At 36.7% G+C, this 15,715-nt stretch carries 12 protein-coding genes and 1 pseudogene; 4 read left to right on the top strand and 9 right to left on the bottom strand.

Annotated features, from left to right (window positions below; all coding sequences use genetic code 11):
- From ACJAT0_RS09590 to ACJAT0_RS09550, 9 genes are all read right to left on the bottom strand, one after another.
- A partial coding sequence (locus ACJAT0_RS09590) for an L-threonylcarbamoyladenylate synthase (protein WP_415181473.1) occupies window positions 1-551 on the bottom strand: 551 nt, incomplete at its 3' end.
- A gap of 552 nt (window positions 552-1,103) precedes the next feature.
- Entirely contained in the window at window positions 1,104-2,132 is a 1,029-nt protein-coding gene (gene arsB / locus ACJAT0_RS09585; RefSeq protein WP_374002972.1) for an ACR3 family arsenite efflux transporter, read from the bottom strand.
- Window positions 2,129-2,749, bottom strand: coding sequence for a protein-tyrosine-phosphatase (locus ACJAT0_RS09580; RefSeq protein WP_415181472.1), 621 nt, complete (start codon window positions 2,747-2,749; stop codon window positions 2,129-2,131). The genes arsB and ACJAT0_RS09580 overlap by 4 nt, the downstream gene beginning before the upstream one ends.
- A gap of 9 nt (window positions 2,750-2,758) precedes the next feature.
- A complete protein-coding gene (locus tag ACJAT0_RS09575; protein WP_374002970.1) occupies window positions 2,759-3,226 on the bottom strand; it encodes a DUF6428 family protein in 468 nt (155 codons plus the stop codon).
- 47 nt (window positions 3,227-3,273) lie between these two features.
- Window positions 3,274-3,606: an ArsR/SmtB family transcription factor gene (locus tag ACJAT0_RS09570; protein ID WP_374002969.1), complete on the bottom strand. Its 333-nt coding sequence runs from the start codon at window positions 3,604-3,606 to the stop codon at window positions 3,274-3,276.
- A gap of 655 nt (window positions 3,607-4,261) precedes the next feature.
- Window positions 4,262-5,323 (bottom strand): OmpA family protein, encoded by a 1,062-nt coding sequence (locus tag ACJAT0_RS09565; protein ID WP_415181471.1) that lies wholly within the window; start codon window positions 5,321-5,323, stop codon window positions 4,262-4,264.
- Between the two features lie 230 nt (window positions 5,324-5,553).
- Window positions 5,554-7,197 (bottom strand): S41 family peptidase, encoded by a 1,644-nt coding sequence (locus ACJAT0_RS09560; protein WP_415181470.1) that lies wholly within the window; start codon window positions 7,195-7,197, stop codon window positions 5,554-5,556.
- 390 nt (window positions 7,198-7,587) lie between these two features.
- Window positions 7,588-7,956 (bottom strand): ribonuclease P protein component, encoded by a 369-nt coding sequence (gene rnpA / locus ACJAT0_RS09555; RefSeq protein ID WP_415181469.1) that lies wholly within the window; start codon window positions 7,954-7,956, stop codon window positions 7,588-7,590.
- 393 nt (window positions 7,957-8,349) lie between these two features.
- Window positions 8,350-10,212, bottom strand: a complete 1,863-nt coding sequence (locus tag ACJAT0_RS09550) for a M1 family metallopeptidase (RefSeq protein WP_415181468.1) — start codon at window positions 10,210-10,212, stop codon at window positions 8,350-8,352.
- A gap of 374 nt (window positions 10,213-10,586) precedes the next feature.
- Between ACJAT0_RS09550 and ACJAT0_RS09545 the strand changes: the two genes are divergently transcribed.
- The 4 genes and pseudogenes from ACJAT0_RS09545 to ACJAT0_RS09530 form a co-directional block, all read left to right on the top strand.
- Window positions 10,587-12,731, top strand: a complete 2,145-nt coding sequence (locus tag ACJAT0_RS09545; RefSeq protein ID WP_415181467.1) for a TonB-dependent receptor — start codon at window positions 10,587-10,589, stop codon at window positions 12,729-12,731.
- Between the two features lie 102 nt (window positions 12,732-12,833).
- Complete coding sequence (locus ACJAT0_RS09540; protein WP_415181466.1) at window positions 12,834-13,448, top strand: hypothetical protein; 615 nt, start codon at window positions 12,834-12,836, stop codon at window positions 13,446-13,448.
- A 286-nt stretch (window positions 13,449-13,734) separates the two neighbouring features.
- Window positions 13,735-13,908 carry a hypothetical protein gene (locus ACJAT0_RS09535; protein WP_415181465.1) on the top strand — a complete coding sequence of 58 codons (174 nt, stop codon included), beginning with the start codon at window positions 13,735-13,737 and terminating at the stop codon, window positions 13,906-13,908.
- 274 nt (window positions 13,909-14,182) lie between these two features.
- A pseudogene (locus ACJAT0_RS09530) lies at window positions 14,183-15,715 on the top strand (hypothetical protein); the annotation flags it as partial.

Here is a 15,715-nt window from a genome sequence, read left to right as displayed (position 1 = left end):
ACAGGCTCGCCATTTTCAAAACCTACTATAGTAGACTCAATCCCATTTTCACAGTCACCACCATCGAGTATCATTTCCAATTCACCGTCAAAATAGCTCTTCACATGTTGCGCGGTCGTCGGGCTGATGTATGTAAACGGATTTGCACTGGGTGCCGCTAGAGGAAAAGGTAAATTTCTTAGTAATTCTAATGTTAATTCATGTTGAGGTATTCTTATTCCCACCGTATCATTTCCAGCAGTGATAAGTTCTGGAACAGTAGGCTGTTTTTTTAAAATCAACGTTAGGGAACCCGGCCAAAACGCTTTTGCTAGCAGCTGTGCTTTTTCAGGAAAATGCGTCGCCAGTTCCATGATTTGATCCACACTATGAATATGCACAATCAGCGGATTAAAAAACGGTCTTTTTTTAAGATCAAAGATTTTTTTAATCGCGGTGTCACTATATATATTTCCTGCGAGTCCATAAACGGTCTCGGTAGGAATAGCGACCAGTTCTTCACGAGAAAGGATTTCGGCTGCTTTTAAGATATCTTTGGAAACAAGGGTCATATTAGAAGTTTCTCTATGGTTTTAGGTGGTGCAAATATCGTTTTAAAATAAGAATATGGAACGCTGTGTTGCAACATTATAGAGTAGGGACGATTTCTAGTTTTATGCTGACGGCAAACTTAAGTCTGCGGTTAGAAAAAAGCACCCTGTTGTTAACATCAATAAAATGATTTAGATACATTAATAATGATGCTACAAAATTCCTATAGATGGTCAAGGAGATCGCTTATAAAACACCAAATAAAGCAAGTAGCATATCATAAAAAGTTCAAAGGGAAAACTGAATTCCCAATAGGTGAATACCTCTAATGGAACTTGAATTATTCTTTAGATTACAGGATATAATAAGGGTAAAAAAGATATGAACTCTATGTCTTTTTCGTATTTGATGGTAGACGTATGAGTCATGCTTAAATTTAAAACTAATCCCAATGGGTTTGAGGTATTTTAGGAATTCTAAATTCAGCGGTATTTAAATTATTTGTAATAAAAGAGATAGTTGATTTTCATATTTATAGGTGTGGACATGAGTTCACACCTATAAATTTGAGATTAGTAGTACTTCTTCTTCAACCAGAAAGAAACCCTTACTAATAAAATCAATGCAGGAACCTCTACCAGTGGCCCGATTACTCCAGTAAATGCCTGACCAGAATTGAGGCCAAAAACAGCAATGGCAACAGCAATAGCAAGTTCAAAATTATTACCAGCTGCTGTAAAAGAAATCGCAGCATTTTCGCTGTAGGTTGCACCGCGGTATTTACTGATAAAAAATCCTATCAAGAACATGATTATAAAATAAATCATTAGGGGTATGGCAATCAATAATACATCAAATGGTATCTCCACAATCAGTTCCCCTTTTAAGGAAAACATCAATACAATAGTAAGTAGTAACGCAACCAAGGTAACAGGAGAAATCGCCGGAATAAAAACGTTTTCATACCAGTCTTTGCCTCGTGCTTTTACAAGGAAGTAACGACTTAAAATTCCCATAATAAACGGAATTCCTAAATAAATGGCAACACTTTCGGCTATCGTGGCTATGGAGATATCTACAATAGCTCCATCAAAGCCAAAATAAGGTGGCAGCACCGTTATAAATAACCAGGCATAAAAAGAGTAAGCAAATACTTGAAAGACACTGTTGAGCGCTACTAATCCAGCTCCGTATTCTGGAGAGCCATCTGCGAGATCGTTCCATACGAGCACCATGGCTATGCAACGTGCCAGACCTATTAAAATAAGTCCTACCATATATTCTGGGTGGTTGTGTAAAAAGGTAAGGGCAAGTATAAACATCAAAACAGGACCGATGACCCAATTGAGTAATAGGGAAATACTGAGAATTTTTGTATTCTTAAAAACCTTGGGCAGCATTTTATAGTCGGCCTTTGCAAGTGGTGGATACATCATTAATATCAGTCCTATAGCAATGGGAATATTAGTTGTTCCACTGCTCATGGAATTTATAGAAGTAGCTATATTTGGAATTACATAACCCAACCCTACGCCTATCGCCATGGCTATAAAAATCCATAATGTTAAGTATTGATTTAGAAAAGAGAGCTTTTTTTTCATGGCTTATTTAATATCACTTGAGAGAATACGTATTTCATTTCCGTAGCGATTTGAAGGCTGCGTTCGTTATAAACTGCTTTTTGTTCTGGCGTTCCATCGCTTATTTTTGGATCTACATAAGTCAGTGAGATTCTCTTTTCTGCTCCGGGTACCACAGGACAACTTTCAGAGGCGTGATCACAAGTCATTACAGCTGCAAATTGTGAAGATGGATTGGATACGTCATCAAATACCTTAGAAAATGCGCTTATAGGTGGCATTATTTCACTGTATTCTATATAGTATTTTGGATTTTCTTTTTTCTTCTTTTGAGTAATTTCTAAGCCTTGTCTTTGGAGTGTTTTTATGACTTTAGGAAAAACAGCTGTGGTTTCTGTTCCACCAGAATAGCAATGGACATCTGATATTTCATAATAACGAGCGGCAATTTGCGCCCATATCTGACATAAATGACTGCGTCTGGAGTTGTGGGTACAAATAAAAGTAAGATGTACCTTTTTATGGTGTTGAATACTTTGGTTGATATAGTCAGAGAGTTGGTGAAGTTCTCGCTTTCGCGAAAGCGGAATAGAACCGACCTCTAATCCATCTAGTAATTCTTTGATAGGTAAAAACATAAGACTTAATTAACAGCAACCAGAACCTGGAGCACAGCTATTTTGGGATGGAACTTCTGAAACTTTTACTTTAGTTTTCTCTTGTGCTATGCCACAGGCGTCCTGAGCAAGACAATCGGTAGTTTTATTTGTGAGTATAAAGGAAGTACCATCAAAATCAATACCGTATTTACCTATGGTATCAGTTTGATACTCTACTTCAATCTCTGCATCTGGAAGACCTAATTTGTTTTTTGAAAGCTCAATAATTTGAATTAATCTTTCTGGATGCAAACGGTGATCGTAGTCATCTGCTTCCCAGAGTTGAAAGTTTACTGCCGTTTCTATCCGCTCTTTACCACCACAATCAATAAAGTGTTTGATTACTTTTCCTATTTCAGTTACATGAAAATGACTAGGAACTAAATCACCTGAAGGTAGTTGAAAACTGATCTGTCCCTGGGTAGTAAGAATTTTTGTGAATTGAGATAATCTCATTTTAAATTTGTTTAATTGCAATATTGCGATTAATAAAGGTAATTTTTTTAACAACAGTCATTTAAAATAGCAGCATCTAGGTTTAAAATAGGGGAAAGCAAGTTCTTCATTAAGATCCAATTACTATGATTGATACAATAACAAACACTTGTGCCCTCGACACTGCCTTTTATGAGTCCAACAGACTTAAGTTCTTTTAAATGTTGCGAAATAGTGGGTTGTGCTAGGCCTATTTCATTAACAATGTCGCCGCAAACGCAGGAGTCAATAGAGAATAAATATTGAATAATAGCTATTCTAGCAGGGTGAGCGAGCGCTTTTGCCATACGAGCTACCTGATTTTGTTCTTCCGTAAATTTGTCAGTTTTAGTAGCTCCCATATTATTTAATCGCAAAGTTACGATAAATATATCTAGTGGTGATAGTAATGAAAAATGATAACATAGGATAGCATTTTTAATCACCAGACAGTTAGGTTTTTTATGCTTATTTTGAAAAATTAGACTTTAGATCCAAACTGTTGTGATACACATATGTATGTATATATTTTATTTTTACGAGTGTTTTAAAGTTACAACTATGCTGTCGTTTTGCTAGTAGTTATTTTTATTCTACTTAAAAGGCTTACAATCAAGCTATCTTAGTAACTGTTTTATTATTGTAGTCGCAGAGAGGTAGTTTTTATCAAAGAGAAAAGATGAGGTGGCTCGCTTCATCAATTATTTAACGATAACTAGTAAAACAGGCATACTTTTATTGGGTACTATTAAAATCAAGAACCTTGCATAAATAGCATCAAAAGCGGAGTCATATTTAGCATGCGCAATGACTTACCGCTTTTGCAGGGTGCTTTTGATTTAAATGTAAAGATCTCAAATAAATAAGGAGGTTCTAATGTTTAGTATTCATTGCCTCATTTATTTAAGAGATTATAATTCTTTCACAACTAGAGTCTGTAAGGCACAAGAAAAAGAGAGGGTAAAAAGCAAAGTGAGATCAACGAAGTACGGTTCTAGCGAGCCGTCTACTTTTAATCTACTCTTCTTCAATTTTAGTAATATACAATTCTACACGTCGATCTAGTTTATCAATTCCACCTAAGGGCTTTTTACGACCGTATCCTTTATATTTCATTCTTCTATAATCCACACCACGTTTTCTGAGAATTTGGAATATAGACCTAGCTCTATCAACAGAAAGATTGGATTTTTTTGTATCGCGATTATAAGCGTCTTGATATACTGGATTGATACAACATACATGACCGTGAATTTCAAAATAAATATCTTTACGAGCAACGAGAATCTCTGCAACACGATCTAAAAGGGGTTGAGATTCTTCAAGTACGGTAGATCTTCCTTTGTAGAAAAGTATATTTTCTAGTATAATAATTTGGCCCTTTTTAAGACGCTTACTTAGAAGTGATTTAAAAGGTTCTTGAGAATTATCCACCTCGGGATCAAGGCTTGTGGGAATATTTAGATATTCTTCTATCACTTCAACAGTTAATTTTTTTGGAATTTTCTCCAAGCTTTTAGAAACAGGAATAGTGCTGGTACTTTTCTCGTCTTCTAAAATTGCCTCTATAACCTTTTTTTCATAAGTTTTAATTTCTTCAGCTTCTTCTTCTGTAAGGTCGTTTGCATTGAGTTTTTGTATCTCTAATCGTTGCGTAAACTCTTTTTTTAAAGAGAAAATAAGGTCTACACGGCGGTTTTGAGCGCGTTCATCTTCTATCGTTAGTTCTTCAGACCCGTCTTCTAAAGCTACTTCTCCACGGCCTTCGATGGTTTTAGAGATATGATCTGTGGAAATAGCGTGTTCCTGTAACCATTTAGAAACGGTTTCTACACGTCTGTTGGAAAGGTCTAGATTGTAACCATAGGTACCGCGATCATCGCAGTAACCTAATATTTTTACATCTAGAAGAGGTTTGTATAACAAATCATCAAAGAATGAATTGAGTTGTTTCCCTTCACTAAAAGAAAACTCATCATCATCAAGGTTAAAGTAAACAGAATGAGTTTCTGTAAGCTGTGCATTTATGGCAAAACTCACTAGAAATAAAAGAAATGCTATATGTTTTCTATGGTTCATTGCTACTGCTGTTCTGTTAAAATTATCTTATTCAATTATAAATCATCTTATTACGACCTGTTAATGACTTTTAATACAACGATTTTATTTGCACTACAGTACCCAATATGAGAATAAATATTCTGACGTATTTTAAAATAATTGTGATCTAGTTCTTATTCTTACAGTTATCTGTACAGAGCTTGCCCTAGTAAGGGGTCTTTTATTCTTTTGTCGCACATCATGATCCATTATTTTAAAACACGGTTGTATTTATCTTTATCATTAAGAACATCTATTGCTGCTCTGATTTCTGGATTGTATTTGATTTGATAATTGTAAAGTCCTTCTTTATAGAAATACCTTTTTACGATCTCATCAGTAAGGAGGCTTTTGATTTCAACTTTTTTATCTATGACTTCTTTCTTTTTGGCTTTCTTGATATCTTCTAAAATGGCATTATAAGAGGTCTTGATATCATCATCTAGTTCCTCGTTAGTTGCTGATTGGTAGGCTTTCGCGAAAGCGGACTCTGTGGCTGTTTCAAATTCAAAGCCTCGATTTTCTATATAGGAAACAAACTCTTGAAAGTCTGCATCGGTAAGTTGAATCTCATCTAGGGAATCGTACTGATGTCTGTAATAATAATTTGTCGCATAGTCAAAAATAGAATTCTCTTTTAGAAGTGCTGTTGTGATAGGAGAATATGCTGCAGACTCTAGCGATATGTCTGGTTCTACGCCGCCACCATCATAAACAGTACGACCGCTATTTACGGTTTTAAAGGCTTTATAATCTTCTTTTTTAGTACGCACTGCGTCGCCATTTTCATCACGGTTCCAGTAATCTAATGCTTGTATGCAACGACCACTAGGTGTGTAATATCTGGAAATAGTTATCTTTACTTGTGTTCCATAAGACAGTGGTTTAGGACGCTGTACGAGTCCTTTACCAAAACTTCTCGCGCCTATAATAACACCTCTATCATAATCTTGAATACTACCACTTACAATTTCACTAGCACTAGCACTGCGACCGTTGATTAGAACGGCAATAGGCATTCCTTCAAATTCTTCACTGCGCTTAGTGAGGTATGTTTTATTATACTTCGGGATCACAGATTGTGTGCTGGTAATCAATTTACCCTTAGGAATAAACAAGTTAGAAACATTTACCGCTTCACTTAATAAGCCACCTGGGTTTCCCCTAAGGTCTAAAATTATTTTTGTAGCTCCTTTTTCTTGGAGTTCTTTAATGGCAGTTTTAGTTTCTCTAGAGGCCTTTTCATTGAATTTAGAAAGAACGACATACCCTATTTCTGGTGTTGCCATTTCATAGAAAGGAACCGCATTTACTTCAACCCCTTCTCTTTTAAGAGTAGCTGTTTTAGTTTTTCCTTGACGGGTGTATGTGATAGTGAGTTCTGTTCCTTCGGAGCCTTGTAACAAATCTCCAGCATTATCTTTATAGTTTGAAATTTTAATTCCGTCTATTTCTATGATCTCATCTCCAGCTTTAAGACCAGCTTTATCTGCTGGATAGTCTTTCCATGGCTCGATAATGGTAATTCTATTTTCTTTGGTTCGCACGTTTGCACCTATACCAGTATAAGAGCCGCGACGGTTTATTTTTGATTTTTCTACCTCTTGTTCTGTCCAGTAAACCGTGTAAGGATCGAGCTCTTCTAGCATTCCTTCTATGGCTTTATCCATAAGTGCTGCAGGATTTGTTTCGTCTACGTAATTCATATTGAGTTGTTTATACATTTCTGTAAAAATCTCAATCTGTTTTGCGATCTCAAAGAAATCGTTTTGGAAACTAGCCGTAGTAAATAACAGTCCAGCTGCCGCGATAGGCAGCAAGATTTGTCTTCTTATATTAATCTTTTGACTCATTTTTTTATTTGTGATTCTTGGAAGGTACCTTAAATATAAGATAAATACTCAGAAGCACCATAACAGTTATAACGCAATTATGGCTGACGGATTGTTCACAAGCACCATATCAGTTGTTAGCCCCGAGCACTGAGGAAAGAGGCCTGATATCCGGATGATGAAAAACTTAGTATTTAGCTTTAAGAAGGCTTATACGGAGTATTTTGATAAAAGGACTACAGTAGTTTTGGCCTTTAGGTTTTTTAATAGAAATCGCGGGAATATAAAATGGAAATTAGCTGGAACAAATCATTTTAGTTTGATCTAAAGTCGGGAGTCTTTAGCCTGCTAAAATGTATAAAAAGCTTACTGCTGTGGATTAACCAAGCAAGCTAATCCATATTCCTATTCTTATGAAGCCACTTTTTTAGTCAGCTCTTTCAACAGCTTTTTAGTCAGGCTTTCTATATAGTCATAATCAGGCATTTTACCAGATTGATATATAAACATGGCCTTTAAATGAACAGCTTCAGAAACAGGTAGTAATTCTTGATGCAATCGATACGACTCCCTCATCAATCTTTTAATGCGATTGCGATCAACGGCACTTTTAAAAAAACGCTTTCCTACGCTTACTCCTATTTGATGCTCGCCACCCTGAGGTTTTATAAAATAAACCACACGCAAAGGTCCTTTTCTCATGGACGAACCATCAGAAAAAAGCAAGTCGGTAGCCTTTTTGCTTTTTAATTTTTTATTTCTTCCTAGTGTGAATTTCATCGTGGTGCAAAGATATGTTTTAATAACTGCTGAATGAAAATAATCAAGGCCACTAGGCTGTTAGAATATAGAATCGAGACTTTTTAGACAGCTATTTCTTTGTTTTTACTCAGCTGTGAACACCTTAGTTATAAGCTATATAGTCAAGGAAATGCCGACACGATAACTACTACTTTACCTTGATGGAAAATAAGAATTGGGTATTTTATAAATTTGTTCGAATTGAGTTGTAGACGCTAATTTGGTTCGCTAAAACAGTTATTTATTAGAAAGGTCACTAAACAAATGAAAGCAGGCAGTATTTTCCTATTAGAAAATACTGCCTGTTTAAATTTTGAGTTTGCAAAAAACTACCTGTTTATTCATTTGTAAACCGCGGGGGTAAACGGAATGCTATTCTTGCAATTGCAAGGTGTTATTTTCCTTATTCACATCTGCCATCATTTTTTTAGGGTCGATGGTAACGCTTTTTATATTGTTCTTGTCTACACCTTCAAGCGCCAACTCATAAGTAGGATAAGCCCAAGCCCAGTCAGCAACTGTTATGACATTTCTACTTATTTTCTTTTCTCCGCGCATTTCGGCAAGAGGGATGTAATACATTTTTGTACTGCCATCATTCATAGTTACTTCTACATCTAACGGCATAGGCATTAATCCATTTCTTTTTAGAGAAATTACATTCACTCCATCAACAGTACTTGTATTTTCTATAGAATAATCAATCGTATTGGTGGTCATGGTCCAGTCTCTTAAATACCATTCCAGGTCAAAACCGCTCACACGCTCTGCTACTCTTTTAAAGTCATTAGGATCTGGATGTTTGAATTTCCAAGTGTTGAAATATTCTTTGATAATGTCATCACGCACTTCATCACCTACAATATAGCCTAGTTGTGCCATAAAAACAGCCCCTTTAGAATAAGCACTGGTGCCATAAGCACCGTTGTATTCGTAACGATCTGCATGAGTAGTTTGTGGTTGTTCTTTACCTGATTTTGCGAGGCCTATATAACTTTGATACGATCTAGCGTTAGGATTTTCTTTTCCTTCTTTAAAAACAGCATTCATAGCTAGGTTAGAAATGTAAGTCGTAAAACCTTCATCCATCCACTCGTCTTTAGATTCGTTTGTAGCTAGAATATGGTTGAACCAAGAGTGCGCAAATTCATGAGCCGTAACTCCAGCAAGACTGCCAAAAGGGCGTTCCCCTGTAATCAAAGTACACATGGCATATTCCATACCACCGTCACCACCTTGAATGACAGAGTATTGTTGGTAAGGGTAGTCACCTACATGTTCATTAAAGTATTTTAAGAACTCATTAGTTGCTGGTTGTAATCTTTTCCAATTTTCTTTAATCTCATCCTTATCTTTATAATAGAAGTGAAGATCTACACCGTTTGCTCCTTTATAGATATCGTGGATAAAATCTTTATCTGCGCCCCATGCAAAATCGTGAACTTGAGGAGCTTTAAAATGCCATTTTAATTTGCCGTCTATACTTTTTGCAGGACCAGAATTTGCTTTGTCATAACCATGACCTATTTCTTTAGGGTTCTGGAGGTAACCCGTTCCACCTATTGTGTAGTCATTATCTATAGTAATCTCTACATCAAAATCTCCCCAGACGCCGTGAAATTCACGCGCTATATACGGGCTTGTATTCCAACCGTATTTATCAAATTCGGCCATTTTAGGGTACCATTGCGTCATAGAAAGAGCAACACCTTCGGCATTATTACGTCCACTTCTTCTTACTTGCACAGGAAGCTGACCGTTAAAATCTAGTTCTAGAGTAGTAGACTGCCCTGGCTCCAGCACTTTAGCGAGTTTTACAACTAATATAGTTCCTTCTTCGTTTGCTAACAATGCTTTACCATCTTGTTCGACATTACTTACATGTAAATATCCTATTTCATTAGGTTCCAAAGCAGCAATTCGAGAACCTACACGTCTATCAGGATCTGCGATGCTGCGTGATCGCACATCCATTTCACTTCCTGGTTGGAATGCATTGAAAAATAAATGATAGTACACTCGATCTAAGGTTTCTGGAGAATTGTTTGTGTACACCAGTTTTTGTCGACCTGTATATTGGTAACGGTCTACATCCATATCTACATCCATGTCATAATTTACATGCTGTTGCCAGTAGGTACTAGAACCAGCGGCTGGAGTTGCCACTACGTTTTTAGAGGAATTACAACTGGCTAATGCAATAGCCACAGTAAGAATCAATGCGATTTTTTTCATGAGATCTTTTTATTGCCGCTAATATAAGGATTTACCGATTTTTAACGGTTAAGGAAAACGTATCTCTTTAAAAATTGAAATTGAAGAGGAACTTGAAACATAAAAATGCTTGGTTATTAATGGAATTCGGCATTTTTAAAATTTTGAATATCGATGAGAGAGGAACAAAATCAGATTTTGATTTTTTATTAAAATGGAATATTCATATGTTACTTTATAGAGGCCGTTAAGAAGTAAGATCGCTTTCCAGCAAAATGACCACCAACCAAATTCGAATTCCATTCCACAACCCATACTTGAAATCCTACAACTCGGTCATTCAAAATTTTAAAAAGCTCGTTTCAGTCTCATCATTGTACCATCAAATCTATTTTATGAAAACGCTTTTTACAATTATCTGTCTTTTTATTACATCGGTTGCTTTTGCACAAACTACAATTTCAGGAGTGATTCTCGATGAAGAAAACGAGCCTGTTATGGGTGTGAATGTATATCTAGAAGGAACCTACGACGGCACAACTACAGACCTAGATGGAAAATTCTCTTTTACAACAGAAGAATCTTCCTATGGAATTCTTATAGCCAGTTACATCGGTTATGAAGATTATAAGTTAGAAGCTCTAATAAAGGAAATGGTGGGTTTAAAGTTACGCTTTCGCGAAAGCAGGAACGCATTAAACACCGTAGTGCTAAGCGCTGGAAGTTTTAGTGCTGGAGATAGTTCTAAGGCAAGTGTATTGAAGCCACTGGATATTGTAACTACGGCTGGTGCGGTAGGCGATTTTGTAGGCGCGCTACAAACACTGCCAGGAACAGCATCAAATGCTGATGATGGCCGTCTTTTTGTACGCGGTGGAAGTGCCGAAGAAACCCAAATATTTATCGATGGAAGTCGTGTTTTTAGACCTTTTTTACCCACCACAGGAAATATACCTACTAGAGGTAGGTTCTCCCCATTCCTTTTTGATGGGATCACATTCTCAACCGGTGGGTACAGCGCAGAATATGGAGATGCACTTTCCAGTGTATTGCTTCTAAACACCAACGATTTCCCAAAAGAAGAAAAAACAGAGTTGGGAATCATGACTATAGGAGGGAACTTTGGAAAGACTAAAATATGGGGTAAAAACAGCATTAGTGTGAATGCACAATATGTTAATCTCGCTCCATACAATGAGGTGATTTCACAAAATAACCAGTTTAAAAAACCTTTTCAAAGCCTAAATACCGAGGCGGTTTATAGACATGAATTTGACAAAGGACTTTTTAAGGCCTACAGTGCCGACTCGTACAGCGACTTTGCGATCATTCAGGAAGATATAGATGTGGAAGAAGGTTTTTATTTTGGCTTGAGAAATAAAAATTATTACGGAAACCTCAACTACAACGGTTCTTTATCAGAAAGCTGGAATATAGAAACGGGTCTAAGTCTTGCCCATGATAAGAACGATGTGAACATAGCAGCGACTAAAATAGCAGCCGTAGAAAATGCGTTGCATGCTAAATTCAAACTTCAAAAACGCTATAACAATTACTTTAAACTCAACATGGGTGTGGAGCAATTTCTTATCAATTACAAGGAAGATGTGCTACTAGAAAACGATACTTTTAAAAACGGCATCAACCATGGAATTACCGGTGCTTTTGCAGAAGCTGAGATTTTTGCGTCTAAAGATCTTGCCTTTAAAGCTGGATTGCGGGGGGATTATTACAGTGCTAGTGATGAATTTAAAGTATCCCCACGCCTGAGCGCGGCGGTAAGTCTCAATAACAGCTCACAGTTTTCACTCGCTTACGGTAACTTTTATCAAGCTGTTCAAAACAATGTACAGCAATATGATAAAAACATAAAACCAGAAAATGCGCAACATTATATAGCCAACTTTCTATTTAAAAAGAACGACCGCATGTTTAGAGCAGAGGGGTATTATAAAAGCTACGATGAGCTGTTGACCTACGACACGGCACGCGTTCAGTTCGATAGCGATTTGGGTAATGGCGGGGAAGGGTATGCGGCTGGACTTGATTTATTCTGGAGAGATGAGCGCTCGATTAAGAATCTTGATTATTGGGTAAGCTATTCTTACTTGGATACGAAGCGTCAATTCCGCAATTTTCCTGTGGAGGCGACTCCTAATTTTGCAACCGATCACAATTTTAGTCTGGTGGGAAAGTACTGGATAGAAGACTGGCAGTCTCAAATAGGCGCGACCTTCAATTATTCTAGCGGCCGTCCATTTACAAATGCAAACGAGTCTGGATTTTTAAACGATAGAACTTCTTCTTTCCAAAGCCTCAATTTGAACTGGGCTTATCTGATGGATCAACAAAAGATCCTGTATTTTTCAGTTTCGAATGTATTGGGAAGAGATAATGTTTTTGGTTATCAATACAGTGACACGCCAGATGTTCAAGGGCAGTTTAACCGTCGTACGATAGGTCAGGCGGCAGATCGTTTCTTTTTCGTGGGCTTCTTCTGGACCATAGGAGGCAGTGATAATCAACTGGATAATTTATAAATCTACAACTCAGATACTGGTTTTTACAGTTGGGTCTGTTCCGCTTTCGCGAAAGCGAGATCAATAGTATCATTGTATCAGATATCAAATAAACTCTTACTTATGAAAACTATAATCACCATTTTTATTCTCTTTTTAACACTAAGTCTTCACGCACAAACAAGCTACGAAAAAGCCATGCAAAAAGGGCTTGAGCATATGGCAACCGACTTGCAAGCAGCATCACAACAATTTGAGCGTGTCGCAAAAGCCGAAAGTGAAAACTGGCTACCACCTTACTATGCAGCTTTGTGCCATATCAATGGCTCATGGGGACAAAATTCAAAGGAGCAAACCTTGTTTCACATGAATAAAGCCCAAGAATTCATCAATGATGCCGAATTGTTATCGGATAACAATCCAGAAATTATGGTGCTGCAAGGCATGTTAAACACCTGTTGGATTCAATACGACAGTCGCACGTACGGTATGAAATTATCTGGTGCGACTAACGTGATTTATCAAAAAGCCTTTCAACTGGCGCCAGATAACCCAAGAGTCATTAGTAACAGTGCCAGATGGTTGATGGGAAGTGCAAAATTCTTTGGTAAAGATATCACACCTTATTGCGGTGAGGTAGACAGAGCCATTGCGTTATTTGAAAAAGAAACAACGACAGGTTTTGATCCTAGCTGGGGAAAAAAAGTAGCGCTGAATGTAAAAAAAGGATGTGAATAAACGCTCGGTTTCCAAAAGGGTTTGCACGAGCGTAACGCTATCCTAGTTTAAGTTTTATTTCAGGCACCGTGGCCGCACCCCAGCCCTCTCCAAAGTAGAAGGAGTTTTATTTGAATTGAAATTGGCTTTTGGTTGGTGATTTCACAGGAGCTTTCCCTTTTAAAATACTTTTTAGATTTGACATGCCAACTATTTTTGTTGGCATTGTCTAAATCAGTTTTCAATATTTATTTGTGTTTTGTATTTCTTAACCTTTTGAAACAAATATAAAACCACTATTACCAACATGAAAACAACAAGGATTCTATTTACTATATATCCTAAAAGAGGACTCATACCAGACACTAAAGAAGGTTGTATAGGAACTGCACATCCTAGAAATCTAGAAAGAATGATAGAAGTGATGAGGTTGGCTTTCATAGCTATATACTTAGGATTTATTCATAACTATCGGTTTTAAAAAGAGTTTATTTAACAATTTGATCGATAGATTTCTCATCGAGATATAAGGCTTTTAGTATTGGAACAGCAAGTTCTTTATTATTGATTAATGCATTATTAAAAGTTCCCAATAATTCCGTTGGACACTTTCGCGAAAGCGAAACCATCAATAGGCACCTAAAATATATCAATAGGAAAATAATTCGAAATTCCACAATGTTATATCCGTAAATATCAATAAGTTTCTATAATTTTAAAGAAATTGCTAATTAACCAATAACTCCTGTTTTATTTTGATAAAAAAAGCGCTTTTATTTCTGTTTTCGCTATTTGTTCTGGCTTCTTGTACGAACAAAACGGACGAAGAAAAACTTCAAGAACAACAAAACGAACTTTTTAGATTTAGAGAATATATCAGTCAGGTTTCTGATCACGTGATCTCTACTAGAGAACCTATCCTAATTAAGCTTATAGAGCCAGTAGAAGGCTGGACACTTGGGAAAGAACTCGATGCGAGTTGGGTAACATTAGATCCTAGTGCTACTGGAAAATTAACAGTTCTGGATGGGCAAACGATTTCTTTTCTTCCAGAAAAACCTTTGAAGCAGGATACAGAATACGAAGTGAAATTTCAGTTAGGAAAGGTCAAAGAAGTGGCAAGTGATTTAAAAGAATTCACGTTCCACTTTAAAACCATAGCACAGGATTTTATAGTAAGTACAGAGCCAGTAGGTTCTTATACTGGAGATTATCAATACATCAATGGAACCATACGCTCCAGCGATATCATGGAGTTGGAGAAGGCAAAGCAGCTGGTTGTTGCAAGACTGAATGGAAACAACTTAGCAGTTAAATTTCCTAATACAAATGCTTTAGGAAAGTTCTTTGAGTTTAAAATAGACAGTATCAAAAGACCTATTGAAGACGAGAAAGTTGAAATTTATTGGAATGGGAGCAGTATAGGAGTTGATGATAAAGGAGAAAACACCATCACGCTTCCAGGGAAAAACAGCTTTTCTGTAACCGATATAGAGCTTGTTAACGAAGAGGTGCCCTATATTTTAATCAATTTTTCTGATCCGCTCAAGAAATCTCAGAACCTAGATGGAATGGTCCAGATCGAAGGCGTGGATAAAATGAAATTTGAAAGTAAAGGGAATGCGCTTAAAGTGTTTCCTTCAAAAACAGTTACTGGCTCCAAAAAGGTAGAAGTTTTTACAGGTATTAAAAGTGTAGACGGGTACCAACTTAAAAATGGGTTTTCTAGCTTCATCGCTTTTGAACAAGTAAATCCAGAAGTAAAATTACTACGCTCTGGCACCATTTTACCTTCTTCACAAAATGCTAAAATCAATTTTAATTCTGTGAATTTAAATGCCGTGGACGTATGGGTCTATAAAATATATAGCGACAACGTGCTTCAGTTTTTACAAAATAACAATTTGAATTCTTCAGAAAACTTACGTAATGTAGGAAGACCTGTTGCTCGCAAGGTGATTGATATCAAAGCTACTGGAAACGACGTAAAAAAATGGAACACGTATGCTATAGATCTTAATGAAGTGATCGCTTCGGATCCTGGCGCTATTTACAGAGTAGAATTCAAATACAAACTGGCTTATAGCGCTTATAAATGTGAATACACAGCAGAGAATCAGCCAGAGATGGAAGAAGTGGACTTTGACGATTCCCTTGAAGCAAGTAATTGGGATAACGCTCAAAACTATTATTACGATGATGATTACGGCTATTACGATTACCAATGGAGAGATCGGGAAGATCCGTGTTCGCCTTCTTTTTATAGAAACAAATCGGTAAGCACTAAT

It is taken from the genome of Nonlabens sp. (genome assembly GCF_047636915.1).
GTDB lineage: Bacteria > Bacteroidota > Bacteroidia > Flavobacteriales > Flavobacteriaceae > Nonlabens.
This window is presented reverse-complemented; position numbering and strand designations above follow the sequence as displayed.